Annotated in this window: 8 protein-coding genes and 1 tRNA gene; 3 read left to right on the forward strand and 6 right to left on the reverse strand. The window is 59.7% G+C overall.

Translation table 11 applies throughout. The annotated features are described in order from the left end of the window. Positions 1-64 precede the first annotated feature (64 nt). A tRNA-Lys gene (locus CH289_RS18915) sits at positions 65-138 on the forward strand. Positions 139-796: 658 nt separating this feature from the next. After that, entirely contained in the window at positions 797-943 is a 147-nt protein-coding gene (locus CH289_RS28050) for an antitoxin VbhA family protein (RefSeq protein WP_256977352.1), read from the forward strand. Between the two features lie 304 nt (positions 944-1,247). Here the strand turns inward: CH289_RS28050 and CH289_RS18920 are convergent, their stop codons facing one another. After that, complete coding sequence (locus tag CH289_RS18920) at positions 1,248-1,940, reverse strand: NgoMIV family type II restriction endonuclease (protein WP_020113318.1); 693 nt, start codon at positions 1,938-1,940, stop codon at positions 1,248-1,250. A gap of 273 nt (positions 1,941-2,213) precedes the next feature. Here CH289_RS18920 and CH289_RS18925 point away from each other — a divergent pair, with 273 nt between their 5' ends. Continuing rightward, positions 2,214-3,299 carry a DNA cytosine methyltransferase gene (locus CH289_RS18925; protein WP_020113317.1) on the forward strand — a complete coding sequence of 362 codons (1,086 nt, stop codon included), beginning with the start codon at positions 2,214-2,216 and terminating at the stop codon, positions 3,297-3,299. A 118-nt stretch (positions 3,300-3,417) separates the two neighbouring features. Here the strand turns inward: CH289_RS18925 and CH289_RS18930 are convergent, their stop codons facing one another. Genes CH289_RS18930 through CH289_RS18950 form a run of 5 tightly spaced genes read right to left on the reverse strand, consistent with a single transcriptional unit; the run spans position 3,418 to position 12,578 of the window. Beyond that, complete coding sequence (locus CH289_RS18930) at positions 3,418-4,767, reverse strand: hypothetical protein (RefSeq protein ID WP_143545116.1); 1,350 nt, start codon at positions 4,765-4,767, stop codon at positions 3,418-3,420. After that, the gene (locus CH289_RS18935; protein ID WP_020113315.1) at positions 4,764-5,813 is read right to left on the reverse strand and encodes an AAA family ATPase; all 1,050 of its coding nucleotides are present in this window, start codon (positions 5,811-5,813) and stop codon (positions 4,764-4,766) included. The genes CH289_RS18930 and CH289_RS18935 overlap by 4 nt, the downstream gene beginning before the upstream one ends. Positions 5,814-5,854: 41 nt before the next feature. Continuing rightward, positions 5,855-7,729: a DUF1998 domain-containing protein gene (gene drmB / locus CH289_RS18940; RefSeq protein ID WP_027499094.1), complete on the reverse strand. Its 1,875-nt coding sequence runs from the start codon at positions 7,727-7,729 to the stop codon at positions 5,855-5,857. Beyond that, positions 7,729-10,965: a helicase-related protein gene (locus tag CH289_RS18945; protein WP_037189085.1), complete on the reverse strand. Its 3,237-nt coding sequence runs from the start codon at positions 10,963-10,965 to the stop codon at positions 7,729-7,731. The genes drmB and CH289_RS18945 overlap by 1 nt, the downstream gene beginning before the upstream one ends. After that, positions 10,962-12,578 carry a nuclease-related domain-containing DEAD/DEAH box helicase gene (locus tag CH289_RS18950; RefSeq protein WP_020113312.1) on the reverse strand — a complete coding sequence of 539 codons (1,617 nt, stop codon included), beginning with the start codon at positions 12,576-12,578 and terminating at the stop codon, positions 10,962-10,964. The genes CH289_RS18945 and CH289_RS18950 overlap by 4 nt, the downstream gene beginning before the upstream one ends. Positions 12,579-12,661: the final 83 nt, after the last annotated feature.

The following is a 12,661-nucleotide window of genomic DNA, read 5'->3' on the forward strand; positions in this document are numbered from 1 at the left end:
CACAACTGGCAGTTTCTCCTGTTAATGTTTCTCCCGCACCGCAGAGAACACGCGGTGCGGATCGGCGCCATTAGCTCAGTTGGTTAGAGCAGCTGACTCTTAATCAGCGGGTCCGGGGTTCGAGTCCCTGATGGCGCACACCAAGTGCCTCTGAACAGCGTTTACGCTGTTCAGAGGCACTTTTTGTTGTCCGAGGTTGCCTCGGTGGCCGCGGATCTTTCGAAATTAGTCAGCGCTCTGACCTGCGGGTCTTCAAGCCGCGTAGGGCGTTTCGGAGACTTGACTCCCAATCGCATTATTCGGGGATTCAAGTTCGAGCAGCCTGCTGCTGACCTGGGTAATCGCGCGATCGAATCCCTGATCGGTCACCCGAAAGACGCCTGTGGACGCTCAACTCATCACTTACTCATCTTTTTGAAAACGCGGCCTCACCTGAACGCTGATGGTTCATCACGGATCTGCCGGACAAGCTGGCCGTCGGTGTTTATCGCTAGACTCTATATTGCGCCATCCGAGCTTCGCAGCATTCGGAAGATCTCGATGCGCCGGCTGCCGTTGTGATCGAGGGACCTGGAATGTTGGCTGGGAGGCGATCGCAAGCCTCCCAGCGGTGCGCGCTGAAGACTTTAAGGCGTCTAGCGAACGCAAACTTTCGGCTGAGGCACGGGCCCGGTGTTGACGGGGGTGAAGCACTTTGTCGGTGGTCAAGCGCTGTGAAGTGCTGTCCGAGGGTTCGCACGCCCGAAACTTTGGGGCGACAGGCGCTTCGATGGAACGGCGGATGTGAAGGTGGCGAGTGCCGTTGGTACGAACAGCAGCATCTGAGCGGGCGCGAGCTGTTGATGCTGCTCGCACCAGTAGTGCCCTTGAGGGTGGGCGCAATACCGACGCGACCCGTGCGGACCAGGACGCGTATGTCCACGGCGACATAGGATATCGCTGAGTTTGGGCATCGCGTGCGCAGCCGATACAACCACGCCTGACCCGATGCACGCTCGGTGGACGATGCAGTCCCGAGGGATTCCGGCGATTACGAATTGACTGGACCAGGAGTCTCATTCTGAAACTTCGGCAATGCGTTTGAAGATTCGGCTGCTGAGACTGTGGCGCCCGCAGTTCTCGGTGTTTGATCGAGCCGGATCAAACCTTTGATGGTGCTGAACGTGCCTCGACGCCATGTCGTCGGGTGCCCGTCCACTGGAGGTGCGCAAAAATGGTCCATGGCCCGTCTTTGCAGTAGCGAATTCTCAGGCGACCCGGCGGATCTCGTCGACGAGTTGTCCGTAGGAGCGGACGCGGCCCTGCGACACCATCCGTTCCAGCATCAGGCGGGGAGGCCATCCGTCCACACCTTCCCGCTTCGTAGCTGCGATCTCGGCTGCTGCGACGCGGAGCTCAGGTAGCGCTACGTGGTAGACGCAGTCCACCGAACCGGATCCGTAAGCAATCAGTTTCAGCATCGAGGGCCTCGGCTCCATCGTCAACACCGCGTAATGGGGCATATGTCCACGTCGGAGACTGACGAGCTTCGCGCCTTGCGACACGCAATCCTGAGCGCGGTCAGTACGGAGTGACCACTTCGAGGACAAGCCGACCAGGAGGCGGGCCGTATCTGTTGGTGCCGAGGCGGTGATGTCCAGTTTCAACATCGACTCCTCCGGCATGGTGTCACTGAGCTGCATCACGAGCTCGTGGTCGGCTGCGGCTTCCGCGGCTGCAGCGCGAATACGAGACCGAACGCCAGTTGTGTCGGCCTGTAAGGCCTTCTCTAGCTCTAGCTCGACGGCTGAAAGCAGTGCTGACGGCCCCTTGTAGTTCCTTGTGAAAGTTCTGAACACGCTCAGATGCTTATACTGCTCGAATTCCGACGCCGGCCTGGAGTTCGCGATACGGAGATCGGGTCGCAATGACTGAAGATGCTCCGCGGCGCGGGTCTCCATCACGCTGCCTACTCTCGGAATCTCCGGCTGTTCAGGTGCGACCCCCAGAGCGCGAAACAGGGCATGCCCCCACTCGACGGATCCCGAGTCGTTGTTGTCCGATGTGGACGGGTTTCCATTCGGTCGGTAGCCGCACAGCTCAGCAGCGAAGGGGGCAGTCACAGAACAGACCATGCCGGCATGAACTCGAAGACTTTGCACCGACACGCTTATCTGTCGGACCTTCCGGCAATGATGGCCGAGTAGGATCGAACGGATCTTCGGAGGGTGGCAATGGCTGATATTCGTACACTTGACCTGTTCGCGGGTGCTGGCGGTCTGTCTCTGGGCTTCGAGCTCGCGGACCTCGGTTACAGGCCAGTTCATGCCGTCGAGATCGAGTCTGCTGCGGCGCGTACGTTCAAACGTCACTTCGGCTGCCCCGTCTACGACGGACCGATTGAAGACCTCGAACACTTCGAGAAGGCCGATGTCATCCTCGGCGGCCCGCCCTGCCAGGGATTCTCACCGCTCGGCCGGAACCGTGACGATGTATCTAGGGCGCAGCTCAACGAGCTCTGGCAGCACTTCCTTCGTGCTGTGAAGCAAGTCAAGCCCAAGGCATTCGTGATCGAAAACGTACCTGAGTTCCAGAAGAGCGCGCAGTTCGCGAAGCTCCTTGAGCTACTGGACACCGATCCAGAGTTGAAGAAGTACGGATTCTCTTACGGTGTGCTCAACGCGGCGGACTACGGCGTCCCGCAACGTCGACGGCGCGGCATCCTCCTCGCTGTCCGAAACCTGAAGACCGTGCCCTGGCCTCCTCCTCCGACCCACGGGCCGGAATCGCCTGGAGCGGTCCCGTACAACACCGTTAGAGACGCGATTGGTGACCTGCCCGCGATTCCGGCGTCAACCGAGATTGGGACTTCGGGCTCGCACCTCGACCTGCACCTCGGTCGGAACGCGCGGCCCATGAGCTTGGATCGGTACCGAGCGATCCCAGAGGGTGGCAACCGGTTCGATCTCGCGGCGAACAGACCGGACCTGCTTCCGGCGTGCTGGGCAAACAAGCCCACCGGAACGACCGATGTGATGGGCAGGCTGTGGTGGGACCGGCCGTCCGTAACGGTGCGGACGGAGTTCTACAAGCCAGAGAAGGGACGGTACCTCCACCCGGTCGCCGACCGGCCGATCACGCACCGCGAAGCGGCCAGGCTGCAGTCCTTCCCGGACTCCTTCGAATTCGAAGGCACCAAGATCCAGGTCGCTCGCCAGATCGGGAACGCTGTTCCGCCGGAGCTTGCTACGGCAATCGCTCGGCACCTCGCGCGCCTGTTGAATAAGCGTGCTCCAGCTTCGCGGCGGAAGGCGACGTAGTTCCATCGAGTCGCTGTCTGGGCGGCGTCAAGTGGGGAGATCGCGGATCCGAGCGAGGGCGTGCGTCGCCGGTCGGTTTCAGGCGCATCGCGAAATCCAGTAGGTGCCGTTCGCACGGTCATAAGGCAGCTGAGGCTGCGATCACAGTCCGGTCCAGCGACAAACTCGTCCATTCGCCGTCGCGGGTGATCTGCACATTCCCGATTGGCTCTGTTCGCCCACATGCCGCGCGCGCTGCCCACCTGGCGGTCATGTCATCGAATGCAACTGACCGTACATCGGTCGCCTCGCGTGCGAGGCCGCGGAGTCTGCCAGCCAACACAGCGGCGGTAACTCTTGTTAGGTCGTCCGCTCCCGTCTCTGTCGCAGGCCACTCGAGAAGCTGCTTCAAATCGGGTCGCAGGAGGACCAGCAGCAGAGCTTTGATGCTGACCAGGGCCTGGCCGGTGGGTCGGAATGGTTCGAAGTCAGTTTCGACGTTGACGATAGCTCGGACCCGCTGGAGGTTCCGAGCAATTGTGTGCGAAGCATTCCTGGGCAGATCGAACGTTCCTACGCTGGCCGTCACTGCGTCCAGTATTCCGTTCGGGCTCCACGCTTTAGTCGCATCCTCGTCGCCCAAGACGCTGTACGCGGCGCGGAACCCTACTTGGTCGGAGACCTCGATGTCCGAGTCTCCAGATTGCGGGGCTGGAGGACGGTTCGTACCGGGGAGGTCGTCGATCTCACGCGGGTTCATCCACTGTGGCAGCGTTACCCCAGCTGGCATATCCGCCAGGCCCAAGAAACGCCCCGCGATCTCCAGTTGCTTGCCGTTCTCGACCGACGCCACGGCTGCGCTCATGGCCCCTCGAATACGGTCTATATGACCCCAGTCAATCGCGTGGGCTTGAGGCGGCGGCGTGAACGGAGCCTCTTGCGATGATTCGCCAGTAAATAGAGCGGGGGAGACTCGCAGGAGCGCATCGTGCAGATGCACGTTCGCGTATGTCCGTGCTCGATGCTCGCGCAGGTCGCGCTCATCGCGGAAGTGGATCGCGACTGCCCATGAAAGCGGGAGGGCGGGGACGTAAACCACCGGGGCGTCGCCGTTCGCATGGTCGATAGCGCCGGGAGCAAATTCGACCAGTACGGCCCCTCCAGCGCCCCTCTCGGCTGTGACTGCTTCGATGAGCGCAGCCGATGGTGGACGTGTCAGTAGGGGAACCCAGCTTGGGGTTCGTTCGAGGAGATCAGAGTAGTACTTCGCGTGCGACTCCCGTGGTGCGACGATACGAGAACTGAGCGCCCCGTTCAGGTTCATACGGTTAGTTAGAAAATAGACCGCCGAACCGGTTGTAGGCGTAACCGATTCGAGCACATGTTCATCCGACTCGATATTGCTGCGCGTGGCAACAGTCTCTTCGGGGCCCCCAAAGGGGTTCCTCGGTAGGGGGGACTCGGAGGGCGAACTGTCTTCCTGTTTCACAGCTCCCGAACCAATCCTTTGACGCAATCGAGGATCGCGGGGATCTCGCCACCCCCGCTGTAGGACAAGTGAAGTTCGTCTCGAGCGCGCGACATCACCACGTAAAATAGCATTCTTGTAGCAGCGGACGACGGATCACGAGTGACTTGCTGCAGCTCCGGAACGAACAGCGTGTCGAACTCGAGCCCCTTCAAGGACTGCATGTTCAAGAGCGTAATTCCGGGGGTGTCGAACCCAACGCTATTGTATCGATTGTCACCGGCAATGTACGTCTGCACCTGGACAGGTAGCTTCCTCGTTTCTAGTATTCGAAGAAGAAAAAGTTGGAATCGCCTTGTAAAGCAAGCAATTCCAATTGTGAGGTTGCTGCGGGCTTTGGCGTATCGAGTGATGAAGTCCGCGAGAGCCTCATGGTTCTCATGCTGCCTCAAGGTCGGCCGTTCGCCATGCCGGGTCGGCAAGTCTGGGATGCCGGTCGGCGAACCAGCGTAGTAAGCCGCAGCGACTTTTGCGATCTCGACAGTGTTCCGATAGTTCCGCCTCAACTCCAGCCGCTCTTTCGGCTTGATCGCCCTCGCGATCTCGTCGATGGTCGTGTTCTGATCTGATAGTTGTTGGTTCTCGTCGGCGAATACGGTGACGTTCTTCGCAAGGAAATGTGACAGTCGAAAGAAGTCGAGGGATAGATCTTGTCCTTCATCCACCAGGACGTCCTGCAGAACCGTCTCATCGACCGGTTCCGCCGCGAATCGTTGCCAGATGGCCGGCCAGTCTGGGACGTACGGTTGCAGACTGGGCACTGTCTCTTTGTACGTAGACCACCAGAATTTTCCAAGCCAGGCGTGAAACGTCGTTACGTAGCTGGCGATGCCCATCTCAGTAGCAGCCTGCTCGGTGTACTGCTGCAGCATGTTGTTGTACATCAATACCGAAGGTCCACGTTCGTCGAACGATAGGATCTGCGCGCGGTAAAGCGCCATTACCGACTTGCCGGTTCCAGGAGGCCCAGTCACAAGAAAATTGCCGTCGAAGTCGAGATTATACACGAGATCCTGTTCCTTCGACAGGTCTTCGAACGAAGGGAGTCTCACTGTAGGCCCCTCGCTCCCTCACCTGCGGACAGCACAGCGGCATCCAGTACGTCCTGGAAGTAGCCACGGACTTCGCCGTTGCCGACGACGAGCACCCGGTCGAGCAGATAGTTGCCGCTTTCACAGCTCGTTTCTGCGAGCAGCGTGCAGGCATGGCAGGCGGCAAGATTCAGACTGTTGAAAGTAGAAGCCAGGTTCTCGCTGCAGAGTGGGTCCGACGAGCACCACATTGCGTCCTGCAACGCCTCGATGATGCTGCCTTGGAGCTGAGGCGACTCTCCCTGACGAACTAGTCCGCCCAATGTTCCCTCCGAGTCCCCAGCTGCCGTGTAAATCAATACTCCAGCCTGCTTGGATGCCCCTGGCGCGCCGGGTGCGCTGCGTGCATAGATGCGTTCGCGCAAACTAGTTGCAGCGTAACCGGATTCGAATGCTAAGCGCCTTACGAGGAGGTGCGCGAAGGTGTGTAGGAGGACATATCGGGGGGACAACAACGGACCAGTACGCTCTCTCAGTCGAGGTGCCATGAATGAGCGATCGAGTCGGCCCTCCAGTGCAGCTACCCTGTTGCGAACTGAGTCTTCTTCCTCCCACACTGAGAGACGGCCTTCGTCGAGTGATAGGAAGATCCCCTCACCACGAACGTCAATTGCTGGCAGCCAATTAACGCTGGATTTGTGATTGAGTGCGACCGGGACGAGCTTGTCCCTTCCGCCCGGCGTGACGCGGTGGAAGCCCTCGAGCGCCCGCACCTCGCGAAGGCGGTCAGCGACAACCACTTTGTGGAATTTGTCGGCTAGGGTCGATGTCACCTCAGTGGGAGTTCCGACGACCAGTTCCAAATGCCGGGTTTGAAAGTCGGGGTCCTCGTTGTTGTCCATCTCGGTAAGGAAGGCCGCCCACTCTTCTCCCAGTAGATCCCCGGGCGTCGCTTCGACAGCGGTCCCTCTACCCGCCTCCCGCTTCTTCTCGTCTCGGACCAGGGCGGCTACGTAATCTGAGCTGGCGTTGTGCTGTTCGGCAAGCATTTGAACCATTTGGTCGTAGATCGGGGCGTCCTCGTTCATGCCCATGAGGGCGAGGAACAGATTGTCCGCCTTGATCGCAAGCGCCATCTCGCTTTGACTGTCCGCTCGAGAAGGATTCGGAATTTCGATCGAAGAACTAACAGAGGGAAAGTAGACGTTGCTCGCGCCTCGCTGGACCGCGAGCGGTATTTCGTCGCAGTCAACTCGTTCATCCCGGCGCTGCCAGGGTTGACGCCCCGTGCATTTGATCCCAATCGATTTTAAGGATCCTTGGGACGTGACTCCCATGAGGTTCCGCCGGCTGTGGCAGCTATGGCAATGCACTTGTAGGGTGTCGAGACCGCCTGCGCCTTTGGCCGGAACTGTCTCGAAAAAAAGATTCTCCTTCTGACACTGGCGAGCTTCGGGGTTGTTATTCCGCGAATGCGCCCAACGCTTCCAGTCGATGTCGTCCATGTGGCCGGAAGGACAGATCTGCACCCAGCGCATTGGGACGAGTTGCTTTCGTCCCGGACAAGACCCGCAGGTGGGTGCTTTGTCAGCCTGCTCCAGGGCACGGGTCCACCGCGTCATGCGTCGGCAATGCTGACAGAACAACCAGCTGGGGAAGCGGGAGTACGGGATGCCCGCCGATGATGCCGCCCAGGCGTTACTCGCCACCGCCGGAGCGGCACGAAACTCCGCGACGCCAAGTACAGCGGCAAGCCGTTCGCTTTGAATCCGCTCGCCGCGGGGTCCCCAACGGAACGTGTCACAGGCGACCAACGACTCGCCTTGTATGTCGAATATGGCACCGACCCCGAACGGGACGATCGTCTGTGACTGCCTGATTTTTCTTTGCACTAGATACCACTCCCCGTGGTTCCGCTGCTCTTTGCAACCTCGACTAGCGACTCGACATCGACGTTGCGCATGGAGCCGAGGGTCTGCCAGCCCTGAGACTTGGTATGGAATTGTCTGATGAGATTTAGTTGACCCTTCCCATTGGGGCGGTAGTACAGGAGCTTGTTTTGCTCGTCTGCCCGCTGGGCTCTCTCGACCCAATCTTCGACGAACCTGTCGAGGTACGTGCGTGCGCCGGTCTTCTCGCGCGGCTCCACCCGACCCACGACTTCGACGAGCCGGTCAGCCATTGCCTCGACGTCGGCTCGTCGCTGAAGGATCTGCCCTGCGCTGCCGTCGCTCCGCATGCCGACCCGGTGTCGAGCTAGGATCACCAGGGCGGCATGCAGTGCGCGGTCACGGGACGGAGGCGAGAACGGTGTCACGCTCGTCGGTTCGACGTGACGGTAAAGCGACGAGTGGTAGGCCCGAAAGTTCTCGTAGTGTGACCGGTCACGAGGCTTTGTGGATCGAAACAGTCCAAAAATCAACCCCGGGGCTGCTTTTCGACCTACGCGGCTCGTGGCCTGAATGTATTCCGCAGTCGACTTCGGTTGGCCATTGACCAGCATCAAGCCCAGACGGGGCACGTCAACTCCCACGGACAACATGTTCGTTGTCGCGATGAAGTCGATGACCGAGCCGCTTGACACGGGTAGATTAAGCCGCTCGAGTAGCCGAGGCTGCAGGGCGCGCGGGACGTGGGCGGATAGTTCCTCGACCTCGTACTCTCGGCGGGGCCTGTCGACAATGAGGCTGCCGAGGCGAGAGTTGATATCGTCGCGTGCGATCGTAACCGTACGACCAAGCTCCCTCAGTGAACTGTGATAGGCGACCACCGTCCAATATGCATCCTGCGCTTCACCCTTGAGAATCAGATCCACCGGCGCCTGCAAGAGCGCCGCGCCTGTATGCACGACCGCGGTGTCGGAGGTGTGGCCCTGCGCCATCAAGCCTACGTACAGACGCCCCGGCGATGTTCTGTCTACCCGAGCGAAGTAAGAGTCATCAGCGTCGATCCCAGTCGGGGGGAACAAGTCGACATCTCGGCCGAACAGGCCCTTGATCTGCGCAGAGGCCCGGCGGATAGTCGCGGTGCTCGAAACCACTTTCGGCGGTCGGCCATTGAACTCGCATAGCAAATTGATCGCGGACTCGTACAACCCGACGGTGGTTCCGAGTGGGCCAGTGAGGAGATGTAACTCGTCTTGGATGATCAAGGAAGGGGGCCTGCGGTCGATCGCATGCCCGAACAAGGCTCCTGAGTCTGGGTGCCATGCGAGCTGGGCGAACTTGTCAACGGTACCCAACAAAAATGTCGGAGGTTTCTGATACAGAGCCTGATCGATTACGTGTACAGGAATGCTGTCGTGAAACTCGCATTTTGTCGAAGGGCAGTTGAACTGAAACGAGTGGTCAGTCGCGGCTATGCCGTACTTTTCATCGTCTTCGTGGTGTTTTCTGGGCACAATTTCAGTTCCGCACCACGGGCACCGATCCAAGAGGAAGCGTTCGTCGGTCTCGCCCGCATCGCGCAGCTCGTCGTAGCGTTCTTTTGCTTTGCCAAAGTCGTTCGGCGATGTTGACTCACCTACCCACAGCCCGACCGAAATGGGTTCGTCTCCGAGCTTGCCGGCGTTCCGGCGACGCAACTTTTCGCAGGCCGCCGTAGTGGATGCGGTCCGCTTGAATTGGTCGGCCGTCAGGAGTGAGAGGGTGTACCGGCTGACCACGGCAGTGCCGAGCCCTGTCGCACCGAGGACAAGACGTCGGCGGAAGATTTCGAAGGCGGCGACCAGAAGATAAGCCTCGGTTTTTCCTCCGCCCGTGGGAAACCAAATAAGGTCCACGACATCGCGATCCTCGTGCTGTTCCTCGACGAGGCCGCGTAGTGTGGTGAGGAAGAATCCGAGCTGAAACGGGCGCCATTTCGCACCGGGTTCGTACTCTCCAGGCATCTCCGGTGCCTCCTCGCGGGCGTGTCGGTTACCTGCCAGGTCCCTGCTACTGTGGCGCATCTGCATCAGCATCGCCTCGTTAGCGAGACGGAAAGCCTGGACGATTTTCTCCCGGTCGCTGTGGTCGGCGAACACCATTGCTCCGGAACGCATTCGACTCTTGGCGCGCTTAAGGCGATCGATCACCGATCTCGACGCTTTCTTATGACGTTCAGGTAACCCGACGGACTTCTCCTCAACGCCGTCGATCCATTCTTCATACTGATCGATGAAAACGTTCAACTCATTCACGAGTGTTTCGACGGGTACTGTCGGGTCCGCTAACCACGCGACGTCGAGAGCCGGGGAAGGGTTACCTTCCGCGCTTACCCGGGGAACGATGTGCGCGGGCATCACTTCCGTCTTCAATTTTGTCACGAGCCCGTCCTCCTCCGTCCACTGGGGCGAGCAACCGTGGCCGATCGCGAAGACTCGAGACTCACGATGGATAAGACGGAGCTCTTCCTCTTCGGGGTCGTGTGAGGTCAAGGCGACATTCGGATATTCCATGACCCGCGTCCCTGCAGGAACTTCTACGTCGAACTCTGTCTGGAGCAGCATGTCGTCCCAGTCACGTTCAGGGTGGTCGCTGCTTGCCTCCCTGGCGTTGACGAGCGTCACGGTGACCAACGACCCATGAGGGAAAGTACGCCAACGGACGTGCAACTCCGCACGATCTTGCAAGACGAGTTTGCTTCCGGTGCCCGCGGTGATAGTGGCGTCAGCCTCGTCGAGTTGATGTCGCCGCCAAACTTTGGCAGTGCTCTTCGAATGGCTCTTCGGTTGGCTCACTTCCGGTGTGCCCGTTGGACCAGCCTTGCCTTCATTCTCTGCAATAGCTGCTTCCGCAAGAGAACCACTAAGTGTCTCGTAGTATGCGGCGCGGGTGTGAACGGTCACCTGGGAGGCGGTCGTGAAGAACGACATACCCTGGGAGGCAGGGAGGAAGTCGTTCGCCGCGGACACAGGGTCGTCGCTGTACCGGTTCTCTTCGCCGGCGTCTGTTCCCGCGTCGTCGGTCTCCTCGCCCTCGTGCTCGGCATAGTCAGCAAACGATCCTTGCCGGGGGAAGAGGATGCCCATGAGATAGCGGCGATTCGGCGGATCGAAAATGACCTCATCGGGACCGTCGAAGGGACCAACCAGTTGTCGCCTGACGTAGGCAACGACGTCGTCTCGTGTGTCTGCCAGTGATGTCATACTTTCGCCTTCTTGTACGCCTCCAGCGCGCTTGCGCTGTGTAGTTTGAAGAGTCCTTTGAGCTGGTCGCCTACCTCCGAAGTTACGGCTACCCAAAGACCGGCCCGCGGCCTACTCAGCGCGACGTACAGCAAATTTGCCTCCTTCTCGGACGTCACCGAATCGATGTCGATTACACAGACAAATCGATTTTCCATGCCTTTGACATCTATCGCTGATGCCCAGGACATGCTTGTCCCGGGCCAGTTAGCGGCGCGCTCAGGCGTCACTCGTTCTAGTCGCCCTTTGCGAAAGTCTCGGAGGCCTTTCGCGGCGGATGATTCCCAGTCGCCCCGTACGGAGACGATCGTGATGTTCCCAGGGCGTACTTCGTTCTCTCGGAGGGTGCGCAAATGTGCTTCCAGGGCGGCTGTCTCGGATTGTCGATTCGAGATGTTCGCGTAGATTACTTCGGGACCGGCACCTGCAGTAGCTACGCCGGTGTCGGCTCCGGTGTAGGCGCGGGTCTGAAATGCAATCTCACGGGTGTTGCGACAATTGAATTTCAACGTGGGCCGGACGGGGTGGAAGGACTCGACATACTGCAGGGCGTCGGTATCGAAGTCGCCGTAGAAGTGTGCCTGCGCGTTTTGGTCGAGAAACATCACCCAGCGGCCGTCTGCCCACCCGCCCGCGATGACACTTTCGAGATCGTTGAGGATGTCGAACGTCATGAGGTCTTGAGCCTCGTCGACCACCAGCACGTCGTAGGAGCCGGATACCGGTATTTCATCAATTGCCATCACATCGACGCTGGTCCCTGCCAGTAGTTCCTTTACAAAGGCCGCCAAAACTGTGCTTCGACAGGTAAAGAGTACGCGGCGGCCGACGAGAGACTGGCGCCGTGCGACCTCGGTTGCGAGGAAGGTCTTTCCCGTGCCCGCTCCGCCGCTGCAGATCACACGGGGTTCCTCGCTGATGAGATCGAGTCTCGAGTATTGCTCATCGGTGAGACGAACCATCGACGCCTCGAGTGCGCTTGCGCGCGCGTCGAGTAGCGGCGACTGATCAAAGGATGGGCGTAGGTCGTGCATCAGACGGGAATGGAGGTTGGAGTCGATGACGAATCGGCGCGGTTCTTTGGCAAGCCAGTATGCTTGTGCGCGTTCGATCGCCCTGTCAAGCCCACGGTTGTAAGGGCCTCTTCCGCAGTAGGTCTCGTCAGCCCACTCGAAGCCACTGGGTATGTCGACGTCAGGAGTCACAACGAGGTAGCCGAATGCAATGTCATCGACTGCGTGCCCGACTCGCGTGCGCAGGCGATCTCGCAGTGCGTACATCCCGCTTTGTGCTTGATTGAACGGACCTTCGCGTGACGTTCGGTGGTGACCCGCCCTGTCTCGGTAGGTCCACACGCGGTCGTGGCACGAGACCTGGCCGCCCTTGACTTCGATGACGAGTATTAGATCTTCGAGAACCAGCACGAAGTCGAGCTCACCTGTTCGCTTGTAGGCATGCTCAGGAAGGTTGAGTGAGTGGAGCGCCGTGCCGCGAAGCCCGCCTGACGCCAGGGAATCGAAGACACGCCGCTCGGAGGAGGTGACCTCGTCGTTTCCGAGTTCTGTCGGCACCATCCGCAATTATCTACTCCGTATTCTCGTTGTCAACGCAATCCTGCCGGATGCGCTGGCATGCCGCTCGTATTGGAAAGGAGGAG

Origin of the sequence: Rhodococcus sp. RS1C4, assembly GCF_002258225.1 — a bacterium.
Lineage (GTDB): Bacteria > Actinomycetota > Actinomycetes > Mycobacteriales > Mycobacteriaceae > Rhodococcoides > Rhodococcoides fascians_E.